Origin of the sequence: Streptomyces sp. Z423-1 (genome assembly GCF_013009255.1) — a bacterium.
In the GTDB taxonomy this organism is placed as follows: Bacteria; Actinomycetota; Actinomycetes; order Streptomycetales; family Streptomycetaceae; genus Streptomyces; species Streptomyces gossypiisoli.
The window spans coordinates 8,431,715-8,457,449 of the sequence record NZ_CP053109.1; the positions used below are offsets into that span (position 1 = coordinate 8,431,715).

Below are 25,735 nucleotides of genomic sequence, written 5' to 3' on the forward strand. Positions count from 1 at the left end.
GCTCACGGCGCCACCACCGTTGTCCGGTATGCGCTGGACGATCGCGCGCACGCGACTGTTCTCCACCACCGACGTCGTGTTGAGACGGTTGAGGCTGACGGCCCGTCGGTGTTGGTGCCGGGGACGAAGTTGGCGACGTTGCCGGTCTGCGAGCCGTAGTAGCGGTACATGAACCACTCGCCGAGCGGCAGGTACTGGCCGGAGTCGTTCTTGGTGAGCAGGTTGGCCGCGTAGTCGTGCAGGTTGGGGCCCCATCCCCAGTTGGCGCGCATGTCGTCGGCGCCGGCCCGCTCCAGGCGGTTGATGAACCAGGCGCCGCCACAGGGTGCTGCTGCTCGCGCCCGGCGTACTCGTTGAACTGGTACGGGCAGGTGTTGGTCAGGCCCGCGGCGGCGAGGGTCGAGTCGGCGCTGCTGACGGCCTGGACGGGGTCGTGTGGGATGGCATGCCGGCTGTAGGAGCCGACCGCGCGGGTGTCAATAGGGCTTCTCGAAACCGAGTGTGGTTTCGAGAAGCCCTCTCAGCCCTGGGCGGTGCTGTCAGCCGAGGCGCCACTGCTGGTTGGTGCCGCCATTGCAGTCCCACAGCGCGACCGTTGTGCCGCTGGCGGTGGAGGCACCGGTCACATCGAGACACAGGCCTGACTGGACGCTGGTGATGGTGCCGTTGGAGTTGAGGTTCCATTGCTGGTTGGTGCCGCCGTTACAGTCCCATATCGCGACTTTGGCGCCGGCCGCGGTGCCGGTCGCGTCGAGGCACTTCGCGCCGCCGTAGACGGTGAGCTGCTTGGTCGACGTGCTGGTCCAGGTCTGGTTGGTGCCGCCGTTGCAGTCCCAGATCTGCGTCTGGGTGCCGTTGGTCTGCGAAAAGCCGGGCACGTCCAGGCACTTGCCGGAACCGGTGGCGTGGATCGGACCTGTGGTGGTCCCGCCGGAGCCGTCGAGTCCGAAGAAGGCGATGGCCCGGGCCGCCATTCCGCTGGCGGGCAGGCTGTGCCCGGCGCCCTGGATGCTGATCGCCTCGACCGGTGCCTGCGCGGTGGCGGAGCCGTAGCGGGTGCGGGTCCAGCCGGACTGCGGGGAGTCGGTGAAGGCCGGGGTCTGGCTCACTCCGAGCACATTGGTCCACTGCTTGATCTCTTCACCGAAGTTCACGTAGTTCAGCGCGTCGTCCTCGGTGCCGTGCCACAGCTGCATCCGCGGCCGGGGGCCGGTGTACTCCGGGTAGGCGCCACGGACGAGGTCACCCCACGCCTGCGGGGTCTTGGTGATCCTGCCGGTGGCGCAGTCGCTGTTCCAGCCGGAGCCGTCGGTGGTGGCGAAGCAGCCGAACGGCACGCCCATGAACGCCGCACCGGCCTTGAACAGGTCGGGGTAGTCGCCGAGCAGGACATTGGTCGTCATCGCGCCGGACGAGGCGCCGGTGACGTAGACCCGGTCGGCGTCGGCGTTCATGTTCTGCACGGTGTACCGGACCATCTGAGCGATGCTCGTGGGGTCGCTGCCCCCGTCATGCTTGAGCGCCTGGGGCGAGGAGACGTCGAAGCACTGCCCGCTGACGTTCGCGTCCGGGTAGACGACGATGAACCCGTACTGGTCGGCCAGGCGGGCGAACTCCGTGTTGGAGTAGAAGGTGGGTGCCGTGCCGGTGCAGTAGTGCACTGCCACCAAGACCGCTGGGCGTGCCGGAGCGTTGTCGGGCCTGTAGACGTACATCCGCAGGTTTCCGGGGTTGCTGCCGAAGTTGGTCACCTCGGTCAGTGACGCGGCCGACGCGGTGGTGGCCGAGGCGCCGGTCAGTACCAGCGCCGCGATCAGCGGCGAGATCGCCATCAGGAGGGCTACCAGTACGTCTCTGACGCTTCTCTTCTTGGGCTTCCGGGACATGACGGCGTCCTTTCTGGAGGTCCGGCGCGGTCGGGGGATGACCGGGTGGTGAAGCGCTTCGACGCTTGCATTGGAGTTCTTCATTGACTTGAGTTATCTGGTGAAGCGCTTCACCTCCGCTGAGGGGCTACCGGCCGACCTGATCGCTTTTCAGGTGTGGACCATGACCGTGTTCGCGAACTCACCTGTTCCATGGGGCTCAGCACCCGCTGCGGCTCGAGTCGGTGGCCCCGAACGGCAGACCGCCGATGTCGAGCGGTGGTCCCGGAGGTGCGGTCACCGGGGCCGCGGTGCCGTCCGGGAAGGCGACAGTACGGAAATGGACGTATCGCGGGTTGGGGTTCGGTGAGGATGCCCCGGCTGACCAGGCGTTTCAGTTTGGAGCGGATGTTTCGATGTGTTCCAGGATGGCTTTGACCTGTGGGTTCTCGCTCATGCGGTCCTCCAAGAGGCGATGGTGGCTCCGGTGAGGCGGCGGTTCATGACGGAGGTCATCGCCCACAGGACGCGGGAGCGGGAGGAGGCGGGGCGGTGTTCGTCAGTCGCGTACGAGACGGCGGTAGAACATCAGGATCCCGTTCGTCTGCTCCCCGATCCACACGCTTGGCCTGCGGAACGAAGCCCTTGTCGTCCGGGTTGCGCTCGACGATCTCGACGTCGATGCCGACGTTCTTGCCGTGCTCGACGACCTCCTGGTGACAGGAGTTGTTCGGCATGGCTCCCCGACCTCGCGCGGCCCGCTCACCGTAGACCTCCCTCGGCCGGCCCTCCGGGTGGCGCCAGTTCCCGGCGTCCGGACTCCCGTCAATAGCCGTAGATCATCTTGTAGGCGACCTCCGGGAGGAACTGTCCGGCCGAGGAGCCGGTTCCCACGCCGCAGTTGCCGTCGGACTCGCCCGGGACCTTGATCCACAAGAGCATCTCGGCGCCTCCGCCCAGCTGGGTGGGGGTGCCGATACGGCGGCCCGAAGGGTTGCACCACTGGCCGTTGGAGCCGTTGCCGTTGCGGCTGGTGTCCACGACGAACGGCTTGGTGTAGCCGTACCGGGCGCCGAGTTCCCTGTTGACGGCGTTGCCGTACGCGGTGTTCTCGGCCGTGGTCAGGTAGTTGGAGACGTTGAGCGAGAAACCGTGGGCCTGTCGGAGGCCGGCTTCGTGAAGGCGCCGGGCCATGGTCGCCGCGCTCACCCAGGCCGGGTTGCCGGCGTCGAGGTAGACCCAGGTGTTGGGGGCCTGACGGTTGAACTCGGCGAGCGCACCGGTCAGCATGCTCTCACGTTCGTCGATCTGGGCCTGGGTCATGCAGCCGTAGTCCCCGAGGGAGTCCGGTTCGAGGATGACGACGGCCGGGCGGCCTGCGATCCCGCCCGCGAACTGGGCGATCCAGTTCGCGTAGGCGGACGGCGAGGAGGCTCCGCCCGAGGAGTGCCCGCCGCAGTAGTCGCGGTTGTAGATGTTGTAGGCGACGAGGACGGGCAGCTTGTCCCGGGCGTCCGCGGCGCCCACGTAGGCGCCGGTGGCGGTGCCGATGGTGCCGCTCCAGGAGCCGAACCAGCGGGCCGTTGGAGTATTGGCGATGGAGGCATTGATCGCGGGTGCCCGGCCGTCACCGGGGTTGGCGGCGACCCACCGCTTCGCGCTGGAGTCGGGGTCCACGTAGAACCCGTTGGTCATGGTCGTCGGGTCGGCCGCGTGGGCGGGCGGGGCGGCGGCGAGCGCCAGTGGCAGTGAGGAGAGCGCTGCCATCAGGGCGAGAAGTCTGCGGCGCATGACAATACCTCGGCTTTCTGACAGGGATGCGTAAGAAGGTCGGCGTGAGCGTGGGGAGCGCTCCCACCGGAAGTGCTCCCCACGGCACGGTCGGTCAACAGGTCGAGTTGGTCTGGGTGAGCAGGCCGAGCCGACATGGGAGGAGTGTCTGGTCGTGGCCGGCTCGGATCATCTCGCCGTGGCTGATGTCCCGGGTCCAGGACCCGGAGGGAAAGGCGACGTTGTTGGCCCGTGCGAACGGGTTGCTCTCGGACGCGGCCAGGGGCGTCCAGGAACCGGCGAGGCTCCGTTGCCGACCGACCACTTGGTGTTGTCCGGGTTGTGGTTCCACTCCCGCCTCGGCCTGAGGATCGTGCCGTCTGAGGTGTCGACGCCGACCATGGGAGTGACCGGGCGGGGTGGAGCGGGCACGGCCGGGCTGGCATACGAGGTGCCCCACGCGCCATTGGCGAGTTGCACGACGGGCCGGCCGCCCGAGGCCCAGGAGACGGGAGCCAGGACTGGACCCGGCCGCCTGGGTACGTGTCGACGAAGGCCATGTAGTACCAGGCACCGCTCTGCGTCTGCACCAGCCCGTCCTGGTGCGGGACGCCACCGCCGGGGATCGGCCCGCTCAGGTCGAGAAGGACCTGCCGCATCGTGTACGGACCGAAGGGGTCGCTCGACGACGTCAGGATGACTGGCCGTTCGCGGGGCAGGTCAGGAAGATGTAGTACCGCCCGTTGATCTTGTAGAAGCGGGCGCCCTTCAGGGGGCCGACACTCGACGGTGTCGTGAACCCCTGCTGCGCGCGCACCTGGGTGCGGCCGTCGGGCGAGAGCTGGGCCGCGCTGATGGTGGTGTTCCCGTACGCCACATACAGGGAGTCGTCGCTGTCGACGAGCAGCCCCGCGTCGTAATAGGGAGCGTTGATCGTCGTCAGCCTGCTCCACGGCCCCTCGACGGCGGTGGCGGTGTAGACGTACGTCCGGGCAAAGTCGATCTGGCCCCGCCAGTAGAACGTCCTGTTGCTCGCACGGCGAGTAGTGCACGGTCGAGGCGGAGGCGTGGCAGGTGTCGCCGACGCGGATGACGTCGATGTCCGCGAAGTCCTGAAAGTGATCGGTGCATGACATATCCATGAGTGGCGTTCTCCCTGTACGGCTCGGCGGGACTCTAGGTCGTTCGCAATGCCGAACAGAGGTCGACTTGCCGAGCATCCTGGATGATTAGGGAGCTCTGAGGCGTCGTCAATACCTCTCGCACAATTCGGTTGAACCTTCGAAACATTCGAAGCGGGGAGCGATGACACCGCCCTCGATGCGTCCTGGCGGTCGCGCAGCTCTCGGAAGCCGAGCGGGAACAACTGGCGGCGACTCGGCATCGGGTCGGCCTGGGGCACCGGCGCATCGCCCTGATCAGCGGACCTGATCACCCTCTTCTGGGTGTCCACCAGGCCGCGCGCGAGTTGGGCCTGCGCTTCCCCACGGTCTCAGCATGGTCGGCTTCGACGACGTAGCGGCCGTGGCCCGGACGGATCCGCCCTTGACCACGGTCCGTCAGCCGCTGGCCGAGATGGCGACGGCCGCCACCGATCTGGTCCTGGCGTTCGGCTGCGGCGATGGAAGTGCCGCAGGTGGGACTGGAGATCGCGACCACCCTCACCGTCCTGGAGAGCACGGCTCCGCCGAAGGAAGGGTGAGGGAGCCTGTGAACACGTGTGCCCTGGTCGCCGGGGAGGTGGCAACCAGGGCGAGGGGCCGGTCGGTCAGGAGGCGGGTGTGACGCGAGTGCCGGTGACCGAGTCTTCCGACTTCTTGACGTGGTACATGAGCTTTTCGCCGCTGTAGAAGTGGAAGGTCAGTGTCACCAGTTCGCCGTCGCGCAGCGCGTCCAGGAACTCGGGGGTCAGGATGATCGTGTCGTTCGGGTAGTCCGGCTTGAAGGACTTGTTGAACTCCTGGTACGGAGTCCAGTCGGTCTGGCCGGCGTTGCTGCCGTCGCCGTACCTGGCCTCCATGGTGGCCAGCACGTCACCCTTGTACTGGGTGGGGATGGTGAACGCGTCGGTCGTGCCCGTCGCGTCGGACAGCACCGGCTCGTCGTAGGTGACCACCTCGATCTGCCAGGGCAGTCCGCGGGAGAACCGGGCCTGGAGCGTGGCGTTCACCCCGTACTCGCGATCGCCGGTCAGCCGGGTCAGCGCGCCGGCCGTGAGGACGAGCCGCGTCTTGTCGAAGAGGGTGTAGTCGCGTCCCTCGACGAGCTTGGTCTTGCCGTGCCACAGGCCCCGGAACTTGGTCCCGTTCAGATGCAGGGTGAGCCCCTTGGCCGTGATCGGCTCCGACTTCGGCACGAAGACCTTGTCGAAGGAGGCCGTTCCCGAACGGGTGGTCCAGCTGGACTTGATCCAGTCGATCAGGGCGGGGTCCGTCCACTTCAGGGTCTCCCGGTTCAGGTAGGCCCAGGTTCCGGGGTCCCACAGCGCGGTGGTGACTCCGGCGAGGCGTGCCGCGTGTCCGAAGTGCTCGTAGTACTTCAGCGCCTCGCCCCGCTCGACACGGGAAGGATGGTTGTGGTCGGGGTAGCCGAGCAGGCCGTACTCACCGAGATAGACGGGGATGTTCCTGGCGACGAAGGTGTCGCGCATGCGGGCGAAGGCGTCGTTGAGGTCGTTCTGGGCGACCTCGTCGTAGTGGGTGCCGCCCGCGATGTTGATGCTGAACGGGTACCAGCTGTAGTAGTGCACGGTGGCGATCAGGTGGCGGTCGTTCAGCGACTTGATCGTGGTGTACAGGTCGTCCATGAATTTCTGGGAGGGCGTGCACCCGTCCGTGGGCAGCATGAGCAGGCGGTCGGTGTTCCCGCCGCCCGAGGAGCGGACGATCTTGTGGAAGGAGGTGTTCAGCTCGTGCAGGAGCTTGGTCTTCTGCTCGGCCGTGGCGTTCTCGAACTGCGGCTCGTTGACGCTCTCGAAGATCAGGGTGCGCGGCTCGTCGCGGAACGTCTTGGCGATTTGGGTCCAGGTGGAGTTGAAGCGGGCCAGCACTCCGTCGTGGTCGGCGGGCATCTTCTTGATCCACTGCCACGAGTCGTGGTGGACGTTGAGCACGACGTACAGGCCCTCGTCGAGCGCCCAGCCGACGACCTCCTTCACGCGGCTCATGTACGCGGCGTCGACGGTGTAGGGGGCGGTGGCGGACTGGTGGTCGGACCAGGTCACCGGGATCCGGACGCTGCGGAATCCTTCCCCGCGGATGGCGGTGAACAGGTCCCGGGTGACCTTCGGGTTGCCCCAATTCTCCTCGTGGGGAATGGCGTCCAGGGTGTTGCCCAGGTTCCAGCTGGGCTGCATCGCGGCGACGGCGTCCATGGCGCGGGCCGGAACTCTGATGGCGGACCGTGTCGGCTCCGCCGTGCCGTCGGTCGCGGCGGTCGAGGTGCCGCCGGACAGTCCCAGCATGACGGCGAACACCAGGAGCAGGGAGGCCAGGCGGCCGGGGCCGCGGCTGCGGTGGTGCGCGGGTTGCCGTATGCCCTGCATGTGTTGTCCCTTTCGGTCGGTCGTGCCTTTCGGTCGGTCGTGCCTTTCGGTCGGTTCAGCCTTTGAGGGGCTCGTAGTCGAACCAGTCGAAGTGGACGGTGCCTGCAGCCGCGTACATGCCGATGACGCGGCCGGTGAAGCCGCCGGCGACCTCGGTCGACAGGTAGCGGCCGTCGAGGGTGGCGAGTTCGGTGAACGTGCCGTCGGGCTGTTCGATGCCGAGGGAGATGACATCGGGTCCGGTGCACGGTCCGTGCGGCGGCGGTGGGTCCGTGATCGTGAGGGCGAGGACCAGCGGCCCGGCGGGTACGGAGTGTTCGGCCACGACCGTGCGCAGGGAGCCGACGCGCGCGATCACCCGTACGTCCGTCCCGGACGCCTCGATCGCGTAGTGGTGCCGTTCGTCCAGCCGCACGGCGAGGCCGCCGCGCCCCTGCCCCGGGTCGACCAGGGTGCGTGCCCGGCAGGTGAGGTGCTGCTGGCGGCGGCCGGTGAACACCACGTCGGGCTCGTCCAGGGAGTCGCCCCGCGCGCGGAGCGTGAGCCATCCGGGGCGCTCCTTGGTGGTGCAGAGCTCGGCGGGGCGGTCCCGCACGGAGATCCAGGTCGCCCCGAGTTCGTTGAGCTGGAAGTCGTCGCGCCGTTCCTCGGCGGGGGCGGGAGCGGGGGCGGGGGAGAGGGGCCAGGGGAGCGCGGACAGGTCCAGGGTGACCTCGCCGACGACCGGCCAGCCGTCCTCCCAGGTCACGGGAGCCAGGAAGGTCTCCCGGCCGAGCACGTGCCAGCCGGGGGTGCCGCCGCGCGGCCGTACGCCGAGGAAGACCATCCACCAGGAGCCGTCGGGGGCTTGGACCAGGTCGGCGTGACCGGTGTTCTGGATGGGGTGGTCGGTCCCGCGGTGGGTGAGGATGGGGTTGGCCGGGCACGGCTCGAACGGGCCGTTGGGCGTACGGCCGCGGGCGATCGACACCCCGTGGCCGCGCTCGGTGCCGCCCTCGGCGATCAGCAGGTACCAGTAGTCGCCGATGCGGTACAGGTGCGGCGCCTCCGGGGCTTTGGCACCGGGCCCGCCGGACCAGAGCTTGTGCGGTGTGTCGTACGTCTGTCCGGTGGACGGGTCGAGGCGGACCTGCGCGACCCCGGCGACGGTGCACCAGCAGGTGCCGTCCTCGTCCCAGGCCAGGTCGGGATCGATACCGGGCACGCCCGGCGCCCATACGGGATCCGACCACGGTCCGGCCGGGTCGGTGGCCGTGACGATCAGGTTGCCGCCGCCCTCGCTGCAGTTGGTGACGATCAGCCAGAAGCGGCCGTCGTGATGGCGCAGGGTAGGGGCGTAGATGCCGCCCGAGGACGGCATGGAGGCCGGCAGGCGCAACTGCTCCGGCCGGTCCAGTACGTTGCCGATCTGCCGCCAGTGCACCAGGTCACGGCTGTGGAAGAGGGGTACGCCGGGGAAGTACTCGAAGCTGGAGCAGGCGAGGTAGTAGTCGTCGCCGACCCGGCAGATGCTCGGGTCGGGGTGGAACCCGGGGAGCACGGGGTTGGCGGCGCGGGCGGGCTGGTTCTGGGCGGGCACCCTGGTCGTCCTTTCGTCGGGTGGGTGGCAGGGACGGCGCTCAGGAAGCGTCCGGCTCCGTGCGAATGATGCGGAGCAGCGCCGCGGAGGGCGCGGTGGGCAGGGTCACGGTGAGGTCGGCCGTGTCCGGGTTCCAGACGGCAACGGCCTGACGTGCGGTGGGATACAGCACCTCGACACGGGCCGCGCCGCCCGCCCGCTCAGGCAGCCGGAGCGTGGTGGTGGCCTCGCCGCCCGGGCGGCGCCAGACGGTGAGGTAGGTGGTGGCGGGTGTGTGCAGGGCGAGAGCGATCCAGGGGTCGTCCCAGCCGGGGAGGCCGAGTGGCCAGGAGGGCACGGCCTGGGGCAGGTCGGCGCGGATGGCCTTGTACAGGGCGACCGCCTCGTGGACCAGGGCGCGGGCCTCGGGCCCCAGTTCCGGCAGGCGGCCGGAGAGGTGGATGCGGCCGAGGAGGGCGCTCGCCATGGTGAAGGCGACCTCGTCGAGGGAGTCCTCCGGCTGCGGGTAGGCCCAGACGGCGCCCTGTTCGGGGGTGACGGCGGTGGGCGCGGAGGCCGCGATGGGCGCGTAGAGGTTGACGTTCTGCTGGTCGCTGGTGGACTGCAGCTGAAGCCGGGACAGCATGGCGTGGTCCCAGCGCATGCCGCCGGAGGCGCAGTTCTCCACCACCAGGTGCGGATAGCGGTCCAGGATGCCGTCGAGCCAGTCCAGCTGCGCCCGGTTGTGGCCGAGCAGACCGGCGCCCGGGGTCTCGCCGGGGTGGGCGCTGGTGCCGGAGCCGGGGTCGATGTTGTGGTCGAGTTTGAGGTAGCCGACGCCCCACTCGCCGACCAGGCGGTCCACGACCTGGTCCAGGTGGGCGCGGGCGGCGGGGTGACGCAGGTCCAGGTGGTGCCGGCCGGACTCCGTGACGCGGACGCCGCCGCGGCGGAAGAACGCCGCGTCGGGCAGGGTCTCGGCCATGGGGCTGTGGACGCCGATGACTTCCGGCTCCAGCCACAGGCCGGGCACCATGCCGCGTTCGCGGATGCGGTCCAGCACCTCGTGGATCCCCTTCTCGCCGGGGAAACGTGAGGCGGATGGTTCCCAGGCGCCGACGCTGGTCCACCAGCCGCCGTCACCGTCGTCGTACCAGCCCGCGTCGATGACGAAGTACTCGGCGCCGGCTTCGGCCGCCGCGTCGATCAGCGGCAGCAGCTTTTCGGTGGTGGGGTCGCCCATCAGGCAGTTCATGTAGTCGTTGAAGATGACGGGCAGATCGCGGTGGTCGGTGTGCGGGCGTCGGTGGGCGCGGCGGTAGCGGGTCAGCGCGGCGAACGCGGCGTCGGGGCCGCCGTCGGCGCTGAAGGACAGGGCCACGGGTACGGTGCGGAAGTCGGCGCCGGGTTCCAGGGGGTGCCGCCAGCCGTGGTGGGTGTCGGTGGGACCGAACAGTGCCGCGTAGGCAGAGTTGTCGTGCTCTTGGCACTCCCAGCGCCAGCCGCCGCCGTTGTGCTCGATCTGCCACACCCAGGTGCGGCCGGTGCGCCGGTCCGTCAGGCCGCCCATGGGCAGGTGTCCGCAGCTGGACCAGGTGCCCTGTCCGGTCAGTTCGAAGCCGGCCTTGCCGTGCCCGTACTTCACGCGTCCGCTGGGGTCGGGTGTGGTCCGGCGCATCGGCTGTCGCTGCCAGCGGCATTCGGTGAGCCAGTCGTTGTCCGCCCACAGCAGGTCGGCGGCGTCGAGGGCCGCCGGGTTCTGCGGGGTGAGGCAGCCCACCGCGAGCGAGCTGACCGACTCCAGGTGCAGCGTGGTCTGCCCTTCGTTGCGCAGGGTCACTTCGCTGCGGAGCACAGGGATGCCGTCCGGTGACCGGTAGGTCACCTCAGCGGCCAGCCCGGTTTCCGGGTCGTGGAGGTCCACGGTCAGCGTGTGCCAGTCGCCGTCGCGGGCCGCGCGGTGGGCCCGGTGGCGCAGCCGCCCGCCGAGAGCGGTCCCGATCAGGCGGCTGCCCGACCAGCCGCGGCCGTGACCTGCGGCCGTCACCTCCACCAGGGGCAGGGACGCACGGGGTTCGCTGCCCGCTTCGCCGGGCAGTCCGAGATGCGTCAGGCGGGCGCTGCCGTCGTCGCCGAGGACGAACTCGAGATGCAGGGCCTCGTGACCCCAGCGCAAGCTCCGCTGTTCGTTTTCCATGGTGTCCTTTTCCAGGTCAGTGGCCGCGCAGGACCGCGCAGCCGCCGGGCGGCAGTTCGTGGGATGTGGTGCCGGTCAGCAGGTCGTGGGCGGGATCCGGCAGGGGCACGGTGTCCGTGGTGTGGTTGAGGAGGACGTCCCAGCGGCGGCCGTCGGCGGCGCGCCGGGTGACGGCTTCGACACCGGCGGGCAGGCCGGGTACGTCCGGTTCGACGCCGGCTTCCTTGAGCAGGCGGCCGACGAGAGCGCCGTAGTCGGCGTCGTCCAGGCGGGTGGAGAGATACCAGCCCTGTCCGGTGCCGAAGCGGTGCCGGGTGAGCGCGGGGCTGCCCGAGAGCATGCCGTGGGTGTAGGCGGCGACGGTTTCCGCGCCCTCGGTGCGCAGGGACTCGCTCCAGACCGTGCCCCGCGTTCCGTCCGACAGGGTGATCCGCTCGTCCGTCCGCAGCGGCCGGTACTCCTCGACGCGGATGCCCAGCGCCTCGCGCAGCGGTGCGGCCGGGTAGCCGCCGAGCCGGGCGTGCATGCGCTCGTCGACGTATCCGGTCGCGTGCTGGACGAGGAGCGTCCCGCCGCCGGCGACGTAACGGCGCAGGTTCTCCGCGCCCTTGTCGGACAGCAGGAAAAGGGCCGGGGCGATGACGAGCCGGTAGCGGCTCAACTCGTGCTCCGGATGGGCGAAGCCGACGGTGGCGCTCGCGTCCCACAGCGCCCGGTGCGCCCGTACGAGCGCCGCGTGGTAGTCGAGGCGGGAGGAGGGCAGACCGTCCACGCCGAGCGCCCACCAAGCGTCCGGGTCGTCCAGCACGGCCACCGACGCGGTGACCGTCGATCCCGCCAGCTCGCCGAGCCGGGCGACCGCCTCACCGGTCTGTGTGACCTCGCGGAACACACGGCTGTCCGGGCCCGCGTGCGGGACCATCGCCGAGTGCCACGTCTCGGCGCCGGCCCGGGACTGCCGCCACTGGAAGAACAGTGCGCCCTCCGAACCGCGCGCGATGTGACCGAGGGTGTGCCGCAGGATCCCCCCGGGCTCCTTGCCGAGTACCTGCTCGCCGTCGTAGACGGTACTGGTGCCCTGCTCCATCAGCAGCCAGAGGCGGCCGCCGGCCAGGGAGCGGGTGCGGTCGGCGTGGAAGGCGGCGTCGGCGGCGGCGTCCAGGCCTGGTGCGCTCGGGTACTGGTCGGAGGTGACGACGTCGAGTTCGCGGGCGAAGGCCCACAGGTCCACGTTCTGGTAGGCGGGGAGCATCAGGTTCGTCGTCACCGGGCGGTCGCTGTGCGCGCGGATCGCGTCGCGCTGCTCGCAGTAGGCGGCGATGATCTCGTCGGACCAGAAGCGGTGGAAGTCCACTGTCTGGCCGGGGTTCTTGTGCCACTGCGTCGCGCGCGGCGGCAGCACCTGCTCCCAGGAGGTGTAGCGCTGGCTCCAGAAGGCCGTTCCCCAGGCCTCGTTGAGGGCGTCCAGCGATCCGTGCCGGGCGCGCAGCCACACCCGGAACGCGGCGGCCGCGTGGTCGCACCAGCAGAGCGTGCCGTACTCGTTGTGCACGTGCCACAGCGCGAGGGCGGGGTGGTCGCCGTATCGCTGAGCGAGCGCGGAGGCGATACGGCGGGCCGCGCCGCGGTAGGCAGGGGCGGCGAGGCAGTAGGTGTCGCGGCTGCCGTGGACGAGCCGGGTGCCGTCGGCCCGGACGGCCAGCGCGTCGGGGTGGGCCAGGGTGAACCAGGGCGGCGGGGAGGCCGTCGGGGTGGCGAGGTCGACGGCGATGCCGTTGGCGTGCAGGCGTTCGATGTGGGCGTCGAGCCAGGAGAAGTCGTAGCGGCCCTGCTCGGGTTCGAGCAGGGCCCAGGAGAACACTCCGAGGGTGGCCAGGTTGACCCTGGCCCGGCGCATGAGGTCGTCGTCCTCCTTCCACACCGGCTCGTCCCACTGCTCGGGGTTGTAGTCCCCGCCGAAGGCGAGGCCGCCCAGGCGGTCGGTGATGCGCTCTGCTGTCATTGACGCTCCTTGGGCGGAGGGAGTCGAGTGGCATGCTCTGACGAACAGTCAGCGTGGGGTTGCACACGGAGCGGTTCGTCCACGGCGGCTCGTCCCGCCCGCGCGGCGGTCAGCCGTCGCAGCCCCGTGGTGCCGGGTGAGCCGGCGAGGATGCGGGTCAGAGGCCAGGCGGTGGATTCGTACGCGCCCTCGCAGGGTCGGTGCGGGAAGCGCACCCGCCGCTGTACCGCCCGCTCGCGCAAGCCGGTGAGGGTACGTCCGGCGTATCCGGCGTGCGGCGCCCGGCCCGCTCGCCGCGGGGCGCCGCGCTCCCTCGGGGCCCTCCTTGTCGGTGACGAGCAGGACGTCGTAGCCGCGCTGCCGGGCCTCGCCAGGTCCGCGAGCTGGGCCCCGGCCGGCCGACGCTGAACTGGCTGTTCCACCAGGTCGGCAGCTGCACCCAGTCGGGCAGGCGCTTCGCCGTGGTCATCGTCGGGATGATGATGTGACAGTCGTTGCCGCCCGTCGGGGCTTCATGGTCGGCGACGCCCAGGGTCTTGTTCATCGCCTCGTAGAAGGAGTTGCCGGGCTTCGGCGCAGTGCCCCACAGCGGGGTGACCGCGGTGTACTTGCCGCCCTTGCCCGGTGTGCCGGAGCCCGTGGCGACCGCTCGGACGGGTAGCGCGGGAACCCGTGATCGGTCACCGCGCCGTCGCTGGCCGCAACCGGGGCGATGTCCGGCTTGACCGGCGGCCTCAGCACATGGGCGGGCAGCGCGGCCTTCAGGCCTGCCTTCGTGTTCGTGCCCGTCTTCTGGTCGCCGACGGCGGTGCGCAGGGCGGATCTGCGGTCCACAGGGGTACTCATGGCGATCAGTGGCCCTTCTGTCACGCGGAGAGCTCTGACAGGGAGACAGCCTCCGCGCCTCTTGAGCGGAGCGGAGGAGGAGGCACGGTGGGGCACGCGGAGGCGGACGGAAGGCCGCTCAGGGCCAATCGATGCGCTTCGACGAGCGTTAACGCTAACCTTCGGGTTTCACACCCGACAAGTGGTCGGACACAACTCTCCTTCTGCTGCGCCACACCAGGTGATGACCTACTCGGTCATCAAAGTTATCCGGTATTACGACAGTTTGGCGTGCTGAGAGTCGGCGAAATGATCACCAGCCGATTGACAGCCCGGCTGGCTCCATGTCACTTTCGAAGCGCTTCGACAACTGTGCTGCCGCCACGCGTTTCCGAGTCCTCGCTCATCATCCAAGGGGTTCCCACGTGAACAGCCCGTCCGTGCCCGAAGCCGCCTTGCCCGAAGCCCCCTTGCCCGAAGCCGGGTTGCCGTTCCGCGATCCCGCGCTCGCGATGCCCGACCGGGTCGAGGACCTCCTCGGCCGACTCACTGTCGATGAGCGGCTGGCGATGCTCCACCAGTACGCGCCGGCCGTCCCGCGTCTCGGCCTGGCCCCGTTCCGAACCGGGACCGAAGCCCTCCACGGCGTCGCCTGGCTGGGGCAGGCCACCGTCTTTCCGCAGGCCGTGGGGCTGGGCGCCACATGGGACGAGAATCTCGTGCGGACCGTCGGCGAAGCCGTCTCCACTGAACTGCGGGCCTTCCACCGCCATCGTCCGCCGGCCATCGGCACGGCCGCCGAGCGAGGACCCAACTCACTACAGGCCTGGGCCCCGGTGGTGAACCTGCTGCGCGACCCGCGCTGGGGGCGCAACGAGGAGGGTTACTCCGAGGACCCGATGCACACCGCGCGGCTCGCCGAGGCGTACTGCCGCGGCCTGGCCGGGGACCACCCGGAGTTCTTGCGCGCCGCCCCGGTGCTCAAGCACTTCCTCGCCTACAACAACGAGGACGACCGCTGCACCACCTCGTCCGGCCTGCGCCCCCGCGTACTGCACGAGTTCGACCTGGCCGCCTTCCGGCCGGTGGTCGCCTCGGGTGCTGCCACCGGCGCGATGGCCGCCTACAACCTGGTGAACGGGCGCCCCTGCCACGTCACTCCGCTGATCGAGGCGGAGCTGCGGCGCTGGGCGGAGCCCACGGGCAACGAGCTCTTCGTGGTCAGCGATGCCGAGGCGCCGTCCAATCTGGTCGACCTGGAGCATTACTTCGACGACCACGCCGAATCCCACGCCGCCGCGCTGCGGGCCGGGATCGACAGCTTCACCGATCACGGCGAGGACAGCGCGACCCCCGTCGGCCGGCTCCGTGAGGCCCTGGAACGCGGCCTGATCGACGAGGCCGACATCGACCGCGCGGTGCGGCGGCAGCTGGCGCTTCGGTTCCGGCTCGGCGAGTTCGACCCCGACCTCGACCCGTACGCCGGCATCGGCCCCGAGGTGATCGACTGCCGCGAGCACCGCGCCCTCGCACTGCGCGCCGCCACCGAATCCGTCGTACTGCTCAAGAACGACGGGACGCTGCCGCTCGATGCGAGCCGCGCTCCGCGGGTGGCCGTGGTGGGCCCGTTCGCCGACACGCTGTGCGAGGACTGGTACAGCGGCACCATGCCCTACCGGATCACCGTGGCCGCAGGCCTGGCCGCCGCGCTCGGCGAGCACGGCGGCGAGGTCGTCACCGCAGAGGGCGCCGACCGGATCGCGCTGCGCTCCCACAGCACCGGCGAGCTGCTCGGCAAGAGTGGGTTCGACGTCCTGGACTGGGGCGGCGGCCTGCTGACGCTGCGTTCCGCAGACACCGGCCGCTATCTCGGCCTGCGGGACGACGCCTCCCTCGCCGCCGACCGGGAGATCCTCAAGAGCTGGGAGGTGCACCAGACCTTCCGCCTGGAGGAGACCGAGGACGGCGCCGTCCTGCTGCGCAGCGTCCTCACCGGCCGCTATGCCGCCGTCGATCCGGTGGACGGCCGGGTGAGGGTCACCGCCGGCACGCCCGGGGCCGCCGAGCGGTGGCAGCGCGAACTGCTGAGCGACGGCACGGCTCAGGCCCGCGCCGCCGCGGAGTCGGCCGACATCGCGATCGTCGTCCTCGGCAACCACCCGATGATCAACGGCCGCGAGACCGAGGACCGTACCGGAATCGCCCTGCCCGAGTCCCAGGAAGCGCTGCTGCGCGCAGTCGCCGCGGTCCGCCCGGAAACCGCGCTCGTCGTCATGAGCAGTTACCCGTACGCCGTCGACTGGGCCGACGCCCATCTGCCCGCGCTGCTGTGGACCTCGCACGGCGGGCAGGAGACCGGCCGCGCGCTGGCCGCCGTGCTGCTCGGCGAGGCCGACCCGGCTGGGCGGCTGCCGCAGACCTGGTACCGCGGCGACGACGAGCTGCCGCACCCGCTCGACTACGACGTCATCAAGGCCGGCTGGACCTACCAGTACCACCGCGCCGCGCCGCTCTACCCGTTCGGTCACGGTCTGTCGTACACCGACTTCGTCCACCGCGACCTGCGGCTCTCCGCGGACTCCATGGCCCAGGACGGCTCGGTGGACGTCACAGTGACGCTCGCCAACACCGGCGCGCGGTCCGGGAGTGAGACCGTCCAGCTCTACGTCCGGCCTGTGGACGCCCGCTATCAGGCGCCCCGGCTGCGGCTCGCCGACTTCCGCAAGGTCCGGCTCGACCCGGGCGAGAGCACGGAGCTCACCTTCCGGCTCCCCGCCGAACGGCTCGCCCACTGGGACGTCACCACCGGAGCCTTCACCGTCGACCCCGGCGACTACGAGATCCTGCTCGCGCGCTCCGCCGAGCACCTGGTCCGTACTGCGCGGCTCACCGTCACCGGAGCCGCCCCCCAGCCCCGCGTCGTCGTCGACCGGCGAACCCTGACCGTCGACTTCGACGACCACGCGGACCTCACCCTCACTGACGCCACCCGCACCACCGGCGACGCCGTCACCCCCGCCGACCCGGCGCACCCGGCTACCCTGCTCTTCCGCACCGTCGACCTGACGGGAGCCGTCCGAGTGGAGGCCGAAGTCTCCCGCACCGGCGACGAACCGGACGCTGCGGCGCTGGAGTTCCACGTCGACGACCGCCTCCTGGTGCGGATCGCGGTCCCGCCCACCGGTGACCGCCATGCCTGGACGACCGTCGGCGGCACGCTCCCCGATGCCCTGGACGGCGTCCACGACCTGCGGCTCACCCTGCACGGCGACGTCCGCGCCGCCGCCTTCCGCTTCGCCTCGGCCCGCCCCACGGAGGACTGAGACCGGCGGTCCACTGAAACCGGCGGCCCGCCTGTGAGGGCGGCGGGCCGCCCCGTTTCCGACACCCGAGGAACGTCATGCCGCTGACAGACATGCCACTCGACGAACTCGTCCGCTACCACCCGGACTGCCGAGCCCCGGAGGACTTCGACGCCTTCTGGACGCGAACCCTCGCCGAGGCGCGTCGCCACGGCCAGGCCGTCAAAGCCGAACCGGTGACGGACCGGTACCTGCTGCGCACCGTCGAGGCGGACGACGTGCGCTTCCCCGGCTGGCAGGGTGAGCCGGTGGCCGCCTGGCTGATCAGGCCACGCGGCGCGGAGGGGCCGCTGCCGGTCGTTGTCACCTACATCGGCTACAGCGGCGGCCGGGGCCTGCCCACCGACCACCTGCTCTGGTCGGCCGCAGGCTACGCACAGCTCGTCGTCGACACCCGAGGCCAGGGCCACGACACCCCCGACCGCGGCGAGGGCCACGGAACGCAGTGGGCCGCAGGCTTCATGACCCGCGGTATCGACTCGCCCCACCACTACTACTACCGTCGGCTGATGACCGATTGCGTCCGCGCCGTGGACGCGGTGGCCGAGCTGCCCGGCCTCGACCCCGACCGCGTGATCGTCACCGGCGCGAGCCAGGGCGGCGGCCTCTGCCTCGCCGTCGCAGGGCTGGCGCCGGACCGGGTGGCGGCCGTCCTGCCGGACGTCCCCTTCCTGTGCCACTACCGCCGGGCCGCCGAGACCACCGGGGACGGGCCGTACCAGGAGATCGCCGCGTACCTGCGCTGGCACAGCCGCCACCGCGTCACGGACGCCTTCGCCACCCTCGCCTACTTCGACGGCATCCACTTCGCCCAGAGGGCCACTGCTCCCGCCCTGTTCAGCGTCGGCCTGATGGACCCCGTCTGCCCGCCCTCCACCGTCTACGCGGCCTTCAACCACTACGCGGGCCCAGACCGCTCCATGACCGTCTGGCCGTTCGCCGACCACGGTGGAGGGTACGGCTCCAACCCACCCGTCCAACTGGCCTGGCTCCGCGAGCGCGGGCTCGCACCCGAGCAGTGACCTTGCACCGCAGCTACCCGTCTCCGTTCGCGGAACGACCGTCCCGCCCGATCACGAGCGGCTGCTGGGGCGGCGCGGACCGGGCGCGCGAGGTCGACCTGCGGCTCGCCCGGCATGCCGACGTCGTGGTGGGCGCCCCGGGGCTGGCAGGCCCGTACCCAGGGGGTACGCATCGAGGCGGACGAGGTGCAGGACGCTCTCGTCGAAGTGGCCGGGCTCCTGCCCCAGGCCGAGGTGCTCCCCACGACCTTGCGCGAGGTGCCCTCCGCCGGGGTCAACGACTGGTACTCGGCCGCCTGGTCGGAACCGTACCGGGTGCGTCCGTGGCCCGGAGATGTCCGGCTTGCACATCCTGGACCGCATCGACTCGGGTGACAGCTTCACGGCCGGCCTGATCTACGGACTGCTGACCGTCGGTGGTGAAGAGGGCGGATCGGCGGGCGGTGCCAGGCCCGCGGCGAACCTCGACATCGCCGGACCGAGCCGTGCCCTGGCCCACGGGACCGCGCACGGCGCCCTCACCATGACCACCCCCGGCGACGTGCCCATGGCCTCGCTCGCCGAGGTCGAGGCACTCATGGCAAGGCGGCTCGGCCGCCGTCAGAAGGTGACGGGCCCATGGGCGGTCACGCCGTCCCCGCTTCTCAAGGAGAACAGTTCCCCGGCGCACGGTGCGCAGGTCGCGGTCGAGGCGGCATGCGCGGCGGGCATCCGGTACTTCGACACGGCAGCGCTCTACGGCCTCGGCGTCTCCGAGCGGCGCCTGGGCGCGGCTCGCGTGATCGACCGCGTGACACCTGCGTCATCTCCTCCAAGGTCGGCCGTCCGCTCGACCCCGACGAGTACCCGCGGGGCACCGACGACGAGGGCTTCGTCGTGCGCGACGACCTGCGCAGGCAGTGGGACTTCAGCCGGGACGGGGTCCTGCAGTCCATCGAGGACACGCTGGATCGTACGGGACTGGACCGCCTGGACATCGTCCACCTGCACGATCCCGACGACCACTGGAGGCAGGCCGCCGAGGAGGCCATGCCGACCCTGGCGGAGCCGCGCGCCCAAGGGCTGATCGGCGCGATCGGCGCCGGCACGAACCAGTCGGCCATGCTCGCCCGCCTCCTGCGCGAGACCGCCGCCGACGCGGTGATGCAGACCGGGCGCTACACCCTCCTCGACCAGTCGGCGCCGGACGACGTCCTGCCCGCCGCCGAGGGCGTGAGGTACGACTATCAGGAGGTTCCCCCGGCCCTGGTGACCCGCGCCCGGGCGATCGCCGAGGTCTGCGCGGCGCACGGCACGACGTTGCCCGCGGCAGCGGTCGCCTTTCCGTGCAGCCGTCCCAGTATCATCAACGTCACCCTCGGTATGTGCACTGCGGAACAGGTCGCACGGAATGTGGGACTCCAACGTCAGCACATCCCCGAAGGTCTCTGGAACGACCTCCGCGCCCGGGGACTCGTCAGGTCGGACGTGCCCGCGGTGAACGGGCCCGGAAGGAGTGCGCGGTGTCTCTGACGGACAAGGCCATAGCTCAGATCCGGGAGCTGATCCGCAGCGGAGCGCTGCCTCCGGGCTCGAAGCTACCGCCGGAGCCGGACCTGGCAGCCCAGCTGGGCCTGTCCCGCAACCTCGCCCGGGAAGCGGTCAAGGCACTGGCCGTCGCGCGGGTCCTGGAGGTCCGGCGGGGCGACGGCACCTACGTGACCAGCCTGCAGCCGAGCCTGCTCCTGGAGGGTCTCGGCGGCGCGGTGGAACTCCTGCAGGGCGACTCGGCCCTGCAGGACCTCATGGAGGTACGGCGGCTCCTCGAACCGGCCGCCACCGCGCTGGCCGCCACCCGGATCTCCGACGAGCAGCTGGCCGAAGTCGAGCGGCACCTGGAGGCCATGCGCGAGGCTCGTGACGACGTGGAGCGGCTCAACGCGCACGACGCCGCCTTCCACCGCGCCGTCGTCTCGGCCACCGGCAACGAAACCCTCCTCACCGTCCTCGAAGGGATCTCCGGCCGTACCCTGCGCGCCCGAATCTGGCGCGGTCTGGTCGACAACAAGGCCGCGGGCCGGACCGTCGCCGAGCACGAGGCGATCTTCCGCGCACTGTCCGTCCGCGACGCTTCCCTCAGCCAGGCCGCCGCGCTGCTGCATGTGAGCAACACCGAGCTGTGGCTGAGAGGCCACCTGCGTTCGGGACAAGCCCTCCCGTGGGGCATGACAGCCCAGGAGTGACGGGTGGGGCCCGGCGGGCCGGCGGCCGCCCGAGGTCAGCCAGCGAGTCCGAGAGCAGGGGCGATGTACGCGCGATGCCGCAGCAGCGACTGCACCGAACCTGCTCAAGACCCCGGTCATCGCGCACCGCGTGGGTGGGCTCGCGACGCTGGGTGGAGGTTGGCGGACACCAACCGCGACAACCCGAACCGGCAGGTGCGGTTGAGCTTCCTGGCTTGGGCAGGACCCGTTCGGCCGGACGATCACCCGAGGACGAGCGGGAGTTCCGTGGCCAGCTCGCCCAGTTGGGCCCTCTCCGCGTCGGTCGGGGTACGGCGTCCCGTGCCGACCAGCAGCGCGTCCTTGTCGGAGAACGACGCGGGGAACGCCCTCCCGACGATCTCCTCCAGCATCTCGCGGGTCCGGGCGAGCCCCTCCGCGGGCGGTTCCGCGACATACGGTAGGTGCGCGGCCAGGTCGAGGTGATGCAGCGTCCACTCCAGGACGTATGCGGAGAGGTAGTCGCCCGCGGTGAGGACCTGGTCGCGGGTGCCGACCCGGAGGCCAGGGTCGGCGAGTTCGGCGGCGCGGCCGGCGGCGGAGCCGACGTCGTCGAGGTGGAACTTGAGCAGCCAGGGCTCCTGGTAAGCGGCCGCCAGCCGGACGATCAACGCGTCGAGTGGGTCGTCGCCGGTCGGCGGTGTGTCGGTGACCTCCCAGTAGGTCACCGCGTCGCGGGTCGGTTCCGTGTCGACGGGCGTCGCGAGGGTGATCAGGACGTCCTGGGCGTCGATGACCAGATGGCACACCAGGTCCCGCACCAGCCACCCGCTACAGCCGGACGGCTGAGCGAAGTCCTCGTCCGCGAGCTCGGCGACCGCCGTGCGCAGTGCCGCCCAGGAGCGTGAGAAGAGATCCACATCGGGACGGTAGTGCGGTGCCCGAGTGGCGTACAAGCGCATTCCTCGCGAACGGGCGTCCGCGCCTCAGAAGGCGTGCGGCCCGAAGCGGCCCCAGGCCAGGAACACGGTCAGGGCGAGCAGTACCACGTTCACCACGACCGGCTACCTCCAGCAGGCCGATCGTCTTGATCGCCCCCGGCGCGAAGTCGTCCGCCTCGCCCAGCCGAAGCAGAAGCTCACCGCCTTCATCAACCGCCGGAGGGGGCGAAGTCACGGCATCAGCACGGTGTCTACGGAGTGAGGACCCTCCCTCGCTGCGGTTGATATGTCAACGGGTGGGCGGGTGCGCTTCCGGTCCGTGCCCTGCGACGACCTGAAGAGGCTGCGGTCGAAGATCAAGGTGGCTGAGTCGACGGTTCCGGCCTCCGCGAGCTAGGTGAAACGTAAGAGCTAGGTGAAACGTCAACCACCGCTACACTTTCTGCATGGCGGAAGAAGCGGTGCGGTGGTTGACCGCGGAGGAGCAGCACGCGTGGCGGAGCTTTGTACGGCTGCACGAGCGGCTCGGCGGTCGGCTGTCGCGCCTGCTCCAGGCGGAGTCGAAGCTGTCGGCGGCGGACTACGCGGTGCTGGTCAATCTGACCGACGCTGCGGACGGCCGGCAGCGGTTTCTGGATCTGGCCCGCTCGGCGGAGTGGGAGAAGAGCCGGATGTCCCATCACATCGCCCGCATGGCGAAGCGCGGGCTGGTGGCACGTGAGGAGTGCCCCGAGGACGGCCGTGGCGCGTTCGTCGTGATCACGGAGGAGGGGCGCGTGGCGATCGCGGCAGCCGCTCCGCTCCATGTCGAGGCGGTGCGTTCGCTGTTCCTCGACCATGTCACTCCGGCGGAGTTGCGCACGCTGGCCCGCATCGCCGATCGCGTGGTCGAGCACTTGGACGAGGATCCGGCGTAAGGACAAGCAGGGTGGGCGAGAGGTGGTCTCAGTGAGCAACGTGGAATCCGAGCCGTCGGCAGTGAGGTGCGGGGCGCTGGTCGACGACACGCGGCCGGCCAGGGTGCCGCGAGTCGACGTGATCTCCGCGCGGGAGGTGCCCCTGGGCGGGCCGCGGGCGATGTCCGTACGGCGGACGCTGCCACAGCGTGCCCGGACGCTGATCGGCGCCTGGTGCTTCGCGGACCACTACGGCCCGGACGACGTCTCCCTGACGGACGGCATGGACGTTCCCCCGCACCCGCACACCGGGCTGCAGACGGTGAGCTGGCTGTTCAGCGGGGAGATCGAGCACCGCGACAGCCTCGGCAGCCATGCCCTCGTCCGGCCCGGCGAGCTGAATCTGATGACCGGCGGTTACGGCATCGCTCACTCGGAGGTCTCCACTCCGCGCGCCACCGTCCTCCACGGCGTCCAGCTGTGGGTGGCGCTGCCGGGAGACCACCGGAACACCGCACGCGACTTCCAGCACTACGCGCCCGAACCCGTGCGGATCGACGGCGCCGAGATCAGGGTCTTCCTCGGCTCACTCGCCGGAGACACCTCCCCGGTGCGGACCTTCTCGCCCTTGCTCGGCGCCGAGATCACCCTCGCACCGCACACGGCGATCACCCTGGCCGTGGACGCCGACTTCGAGCACGGCCTCCTCATCGACAGCGGGGACGTACGCCTGGCCGACACGCTGCTGCGCCCGGCCGAACTGGGCTACGTCCACCCCGGCATCGAGGCCCTGACACTGGTGAACGAGTCGGACGGTCCGGCGCGGACGATCCTGCTCGGCGGTCCCCCGTTCGACGAGGAGATCGTCATGTGGTGGAACTTCGTCGGCCGCACCCACGAGGACATCGTCCGTGCCCGCGAGGACTGGGAGGCGTCCTCCGACCGCTTCGGTGGGGTCGAGGGCTACCCGGGCGACCGCCTCCCCGCACCGAACCTGCCCAACGCCGTCATCCGGCCGCGCAGGAACCCCCGGAGCCACTGAGTTCCGGGGCGCCGCCCCTGCCCTCAGCCCCCGCTCTCCGGATCGCAGCACCCCTCGCGCCGCATATGGCGGCTGACCTCCAGCCAGTCCACTGCCGAGGCGGCATCGCTGCGCACGGCCGCGGCCATGTCCTCGAACGCGTCGACGTGGCAACGTACGGGGGCGGCGCCCGCTTGCGGACCCCGCCCCGACGTATCTCGGCCGATGTTCACGACTGGCGATTCCGGTACGCCGCGGTGACCTCGACCTCCACCAGCCAGCCCTTGACGGCCAGTGAGGCGACCTCCATCGTGGCGCGTGCCGGACGGGCCTTGTTGGCGAGCAGCGGCGCCTTGGGTGCCGCAGTGCCCATCGGTACCGGCACCACCTGGCGGGTTGTCAGGTCGATGTTGGCGAAATACTGCCTGTACGCCCGGTTCCACCCCGCGTAGTCGGCGCTCTCGGCGTCGGGCGGCTTCATCAGGTAGCACTTCATCGTGATGACGTCGGCCGGGGTGAGCCCCGCGGCCTCCAGATTCGTCTTGATGTTGCGCAGCACGACGAGCGCCTGCGCCTCGGTGATCGTGACTCCTTGGGCGCCGTCGGTGAGGGACGGGTCGGTGTAGTACTCCGGAGTCCCCGGCGGCGCCGTGGGGTTGAGCGCGGAGGGCCCGAGACCACTGCTCTGGTACACGGCCACCGCTCCGCCCGTCGCCACGCCGTTCGCGATGGCCGGGTTGGACTGGCCGTCGGGCAGCATGACGCGGACCTCCTTCGGGCCGGGCCACCAGCCCCGGGCGTCGGCGAGCGCGGTACCACCCGTGAGCAGCGAGGCGGTCAGGGCCGTACCGATGACAGCCTTCGTACGCCGGTTCATGCGGCCATCACCCTCTCGTGGATGTCGGTCACGACCTTGCGGGCCGAGCTGAACGCGCCGTGCTGCCAGGCGATGACGTGGCTGAGCCAGTCCCCGGCGAAGTACACATGTCCTGCGGGCCGGTTGAGGAGCCGGTACTCGGGGCCGTCCTGCGAGGGCCAGCCCACCCAGCCGCCCTCGATGTACGGGGTGCGATGCCAGGCCACGCTGAAGGAGTGGTCGAGTTCGGTGCGGTACTTCTCGCCGTGGATGCGCACACCACGGCTCACCGCCCGCGCGAGGCGCTCCTTGTGCGGCAGCGCGCTGTACGCGAGGGCGTTGGCGCCGAAGTTGTAATAGCCGATGAGGGTGCCGCGGCGGCCGAAGTAGCCGTAGGACGGGTACCAGATGGTGGCCAGGTCGGTGTCGGTGGGCGTGATCCCGCCGTAGATGTGCTCGTCTGTCTCCCACCAGCGGCTGCGGTACTCCAGCCCGATCTTGCCGACGGGTGTCGCGACCGGGTACTTCAGCGCGGCGGTGACGTCCGCGCCGAGGTTGTGCTTGATGCGGGCCATGACCATGGGAGGTACGGCGGCGACGACGAAGTCGGCGTGCCGGGTACGGGTGCGGCCGTGGGCGTCCCGGTAGGTGACGTCGGCGCCGTCCGCCAGGTTCCTGACCTCCAGCACCTCGGCACCGTACGTGATCCGGTCCCGCCCTATGGCCCCGGCCAGGGCGTTCGGGATGGCGTCCATGCCGCCGACCGGCTGGAACATCAGCATGGCCTGGTCGTAGCCGAACTCGAAGGAGAACCGCTGCCCGACGCCGCTCGCCATGACGTCCGACAGCGAGGGCACCGGCCCCAGCACCGTGCCCGCCTCGAAGGCGGCGCCCGGCTCCACGGAGTAACCGCGCCGGTCGGTGCCCGTGTACGCGTAGCCGTCCGCCTTGCCCTTGATGGCGCCGAAGTTCTGCAGGAAGGCGATGAGCCTTTCCTTGTCGGCGGGGGTGAGTTCGGCGTCCAGGGCGCCTTGGTCGGTGGCCTTGGCGAGCAGTTCGGAGACGTAGCCGTAGACGTCGGCCTTGGCGGTGCGCCAGCGGATCGGCTGCCCCGCGAGGGCGGCGCTGCTCTCGTGGTGGATGTACGCGTTGGCGTTCTGGTTGGTGAAGACCTCGACGGGAACGCCGAGTTCACGGCAGTACTCGAGCGTGATGTGCGACTGGGGCAGCCGGGCGGGCCCCGCGTTCATGTACTGGCCCTTGGAGAACGACGCGGTCTGTTTCCGGCCGTCCAGATCGGTCAGGGACGTGCCGCCGCGCACGGTCCAGTTGCGGCCGCCGGGCCGGTCCTTCGCCTCCAGGATCCGGCAGTCGTAGCCCGCCTTGCCGAGTTCGTACGCGGTGGCCAGGCCGGCGATGCCGCCGCCGAGCACCAGGACCTTCTTGGCCCTGCGCCCGCTGAGTGTGAAGTCGCTCTTGCCCGGCGCCCGGTACCCGTCGGCCCGTACCTCCGGCACCGGCGCGAGGCCCAGTGCGCCCATCGCCGAGTAGAGCACTCCCGCGCCGCCCGCGACCCCGACGGACCGCAGGAAGTCCCGCCGGGATCCCGTGGATCTCTCCGAAGCCATTCACTCCTCCTCACCGCGCCCGCGACCCGGACGCGACGTCCGATCAA

General features: G+C 70.5%; 17 protein-coding genes and 5 pseudogenes. 8 read left to right on the forward strand and 14 right to left on the reverse strand.

Annotated elements, in window-relative coordinates:
- Positions 1 to 2: 2 nt before the first annotated feature.
- The 6 genes and pseudogenes from HJD23_RS45085 to HJD23_RS38500 form a co-directional block, all read right to left on the reverse strand.
- On the reverse strand, positions 3 to 272 hold the full coding sequence (locus tag HJD23_RS45085) for a hypothetical protein (RefSeq protein ID WP_332112448.1): 270 nt from the start codon (positions 270 to 272) through the stop codon (positions 3 to 5).
- A 267-nt stretch (positions 273 to 539) separates the two neighbouring features.
- Positions 540 to 1,886: a PHB depolymerase family esterase gene (locus HJD23_RS38480; RefSeq protein ID WP_171107611.1), complete on the reverse strand. Its 1,347-nt coding sequence runs from the start codon at positions 1,884 to 1,886 to the stop codon at positions 540 to 542.
- Between the two features lie 432 nt (positions 1,887 to 2,318).
- Positions 2,319 to 2,578: pseudogene (locus HJD23_RS38485) on the reverse strand (IS5/IS1182 family transposase); the annotation flags it as partial.
- Between the two features lie 112 nt (positions 2,579 to 2,690).
- Positions 2,691 to 3,656 (reverse strand): glycoside hydrolase family 6 protein, encoded by a 966-nt coding sequence (locus tag HJD23_RS38490; protein ID WP_171107613.1) that lies wholly within the window; start codon positions 3,654 to 3,656, stop codon positions 2,691 to 2,693.
- A gap of 94 nt (positions 3,657 to 3,750) precedes the next feature.
- Positions 3,751 to 3,942, reverse strand: a pseudogene (locus tag HJD23_RS38495) (non-reducing end alpha-L-arabinofuranosidase family hydrolase); the annotation flags it as partial.
- A pseudogene (locus HJD23_RS38500) lies at positions 3,942 to 4,777 on the reverse strand (family 43 glycosylhydrolase); the annotation flags it as partial. The pseudogenes HJD23_RS38500 and HJD23_RS38495, both read right to left, overlap by 1 nt.
- A 355-nt stretch (positions 4,778 to 5,132) precedes the next feature.
- On the opposite strand from HJD23_RS38500, the gene HJD23_RS44420 reads away from it, so the two are divergent.
- Positions 5,133 to 5,420: a substrate-binding domain-containing protein gene (locus HJD23_RS44420; RefSeq protein ID WP_240980909.1), complete on the forward strand. Its 288-nt coding sequence runs from the start codon at positions 5,133 to 5,135 to the stop codon at positions 5,418 to 5,420.
- Here the strand turns inward: HJD23_RS44420 and HJD23_RS38510 are convergent.
- From HJD23_RS38510 to HJD23_RS38525, 4 genes are read right to left on the reverse strand one after another with little or no spacing between them, the layout of a single operon-like run.
- Positions 5,404 to 7,179 carry a cellulase family glycosylhydrolase gene (locus HJD23_RS38510; protein ID WP_171107615.1) on the reverse strand — a complete coding sequence of 592 codons (1,776 nt, stop codon included), beginning with the start codon at positions 7,177 to 7,179 and terminating at the stop codon, positions 5,404 to 5,406. The two genes, HJD23_RS44420 and HJD23_RS38510, sit on opposite strands and share 17 nt — an antisense overlap.
- 55 nt (positions 7,180 to 7,234) lie before the next feature.
- Positions 7,235 to 8,758, reverse strand: a complete 1,524-nt coding sequence (locus HJD23_RS38515; RefSeq protein ID WP_171107617.1) for a glycoside hydrolase family 43 protein — start codon at positions 8,756 to 8,758, stop codon at positions 7,235 to 7,237.
- A gap of 40 nt (positions 8,759 to 8,798) precedes the next feature.
- A complete protein-coding gene (locus HJD23_RS38520) occupies positions 8,799 to 10,934 on the reverse strand; it encodes an alpha-galactosidase (RefSeq protein ID WP_171107618.1) in 2,136 nt (711 codons plus the stop codon).
- 16 nt (positions 10,935 to 10,950) lie between these two features.
- A complete protein-coding gene (locus HJD23_RS38525) occupies positions 10,951 to 12,936 on the reverse strand; it encodes a beta-galactosidase (protein ID WP_171107619.1) in 1,986 nt (661 codons plus the stop codon).
- 1,337 nt (positions 12,937 to 14,273) lie between these two features.
- Here HJD23_RS38525 and HJD23_RS38530 point away from each other — a divergent pair.
- From HJD23_RS38530 to HJD23_RS38545, 5 genes and pseudogenes are all read left to right on the forward strand, one after another.
- A complete protein-coding gene (locus HJD23_RS38530) occupies positions 14,274 to 17,084 on the forward strand; it encodes a glycoside hydrolase family 3 protein (RefSeq protein ID WP_240981014.1) in 2,811 nt (936 codons plus the stop codon).
- 77 nt (positions 17,085 to 17,161) lie between these two features.
- On the forward strand, positions 17,162 to 18,145 hold the full coding sequence (locus HJD23_RS38535; RefSeq protein ID WP_171107621.1) for an alpha/beta fold hydrolase: 984 nt from the start codon (positions 17,162 to 17,164) through the stop codon (positions 18,143 to 18,145).
- Between the two features lie 68 nt (positions 18,146 to 18,213).
- A pseudogene (locus HJD23_RS44425) lies at positions 18,214 to 18,756 on the forward strand (sugar kinase); the annotation flags it as partial.
- Positions 18,757 to 18,806: 50 nt separating this feature from the next.
- A pseudogene (locus HJD23_RS38540) lies at positions 18,807 to 19,657 on the forward strand (aldo/keto reductase); the annotation flags it as partial.
- A complete protein-coding gene (locus tag HJD23_RS38545) occupies positions 19,648 to 20,367 on the forward strand; it encodes a FadR/GntR family transcriptional regulator (RefSeq protein ID WP_171107623.1) in 720 nt (239 codons plus the stop codon). The pseudogene HJD23_RS38540 and the gene HJD23_RS38545, both read left to right, overlap by 10 nt.
- A 242-nt stretch (positions 20,368 to 20,609) precedes the next feature.
- On the opposite strand, the gene HJD23_RS38550 is transcribed toward HJD23_RS38545, so the two are convergent.
- The gene (locus HJD23_RS38550) at positions 20,610 to 21,266 is read right to left on the reverse strand and encodes a maleylpyruvate isomerase N-terminal domain-containing protein (protein ID WP_171107624.1); all 657 of its coding nucleotides are present in this window, start codon (positions 21,264 to 21,266) and stop codon (positions 20,610 to 20,612) included.
- A 467-nt stretch (positions 21,267 to 21,733) separates the two neighbouring features.
- Here HJD23_RS38550 and HJD23_RS38555 point away from each other — a divergent pair, with 467 nt between their 5' ends.
- On the forward strand, positions 21,734 to 22,204 hold the full coding sequence (locus HJD23_RS38555) for a MarR family transcriptional regulator (protein WP_171107626.1): 471 nt from the start codon (positions 21,734 to 21,736) through the stop codon (positions 22,202 to 22,204).
- 31 nt (positions 22,205 to 22,235) lie between these two features.
- Positions 22,236 to 23,225 (forward strand): pirin family protein, encoded by a 990-nt coding sequence (locus tag HJD23_RS38560; protein WP_171107628.1) that lies wholly within the window; start codon positions 22,236 to 22,238, stop codon positions 23,223 to 23,225.
- 23 nt (positions 23,226 to 23,248) lie between these two features.
- Here HJD23_RS38560 and HJD23_RS38565 read toward each other — a convergent pair whose 3' ends face one another.
- Genes HJD23_RS38565 through HJD23_RS38575 form a run of 3 tightly spaced genes read right to left on the reverse strand, consistent with a single transcriptional unit; the run spans position 23,249 to position 25,688 of the window.
- Positions 23,249 to 23,437: a hypothetical protein gene (locus HJD23_RS38565; protein ID WP_171134122.1), complete on the reverse strand. Its 189-nt coding sequence runs from the start codon at positions 23,435 to 23,437 to the stop codon at positions 23,249 to 23,251.
- Positions 23,434 to 24,081 (reverse strand): Rid family hydrolase, encoded by a 648-nt coding sequence (locus tag HJD23_RS38570; protein WP_171107631.1) that lies wholly within the window; start codon positions 24,079 to 24,081, stop codon positions 23,434 to 23,436. The genes HJD23_RS38565 and HJD23_RS38570 overlap by 4 nt, the downstream gene beginning before the upstream one ends.
- Positions 24,078 to 25,688 (reverse strand): flavin monoamine oxidase family protein, encoded by a 1,611-nt coding sequence (locus HJD23_RS38575; RefSeq protein WP_171107633.1) that lies wholly within the window; start codon positions 25,686 to 25,688, stop codon positions 24,078 to 24,080. The genes HJD23_RS38570 and HJD23_RS38575 overlap by 4 nt, the downstream gene beginning before the upstream one ends.
- Positions 25,689 to 25,735 lie beyond the last annotated feature (47 nt).

Bases quoted from the DNA above. Each gene is read 5' to 3' on its own strand.
- HJD23_RS38520 (WP_171107618.1), bottom strand. From the start codon at position 10,934: ATGGAAAACGAACAGCGGAGCTTGCGCTGGGGTCACGAGGCCCTGCAT.
- HJD23_RS38490 (WP_171107613.1), bottom strand. From the start codon at position 3,656: ATGCGCCGCAGACTTCTCGCCCTGATGGCAGCGCTCTCCTCACTGCCA.
- HJD23_RS38530 (WP_240981014.1), top strand. From the start codon at position 14,274: ATGCCCGACCGGGTCGAGGACCTCCTCGGCCGACTCACTGTCGATGAG.
- HJD23_RS38525 (WP_171107619.1), bottom strand. From the start codon at position 12,936: ATGACAGCAGAGCGCATCACCGACCGCCTGGGCGGCCTCGCCTTCGGC.
- HJD23_RS38555 (WP_171107626.1), top strand. From the start codon at position 21,734: ATGGCGGAAGAAGCGGTGCGGTGGTTGACCGCGGAGGAGCAGCACGCG.
- HJD23_RS44420 (WP_240980909.1), top strand. From the start codon at position 5,133: ATGGTCGGCTTCGACGACGTAGCGGCCGTGGCCCGGACGGATCCGCCC.
- HJD23_RS38480 (WP_171107611.1), bottom strand. From the start codon at position 1,886: ATGTCCCGGAAGCCCAAGAAGAGAAGCGTCAGAGACGTACTGGTAGCC.
- HJD23_RS38510 (WP_171107615.1), bottom strand. From the start codon at position 7,179: ATGCAGGGCATACGGCAACCCGCGCACCACCGCAGCCGCGGCCCCGGC.
- HJD23_RS45085 (WP_332112448.1), bottom strand. From the start codon at position 272: ATGCGCGCCAACTGGGGATGGGGCCCCAACCTGCACGACTACGCGGCC.
- HJD23_RS38570 (WP_171107631.1), bottom strand. From the start codon at position 24,081: ATGAACCGGCGTACGAAGGCTGTCATCGGTACGGCCCTGACCGCCTCG.
- HJD23_RS38535 (WP_171107621.1), top strand. From the start codon at position 17,162: ATGCCGCTGACAGACATGCCACTCGACGAACTCGTCCGCTACCACCCG.
- HJD23_RS38575 (WP_171107633.1), bottom strand. From the start codon at position 25,688: ATGGCTTCGGAGAGATCCACGGGATCCCGGCGGGACTTCCTGCGGTCC.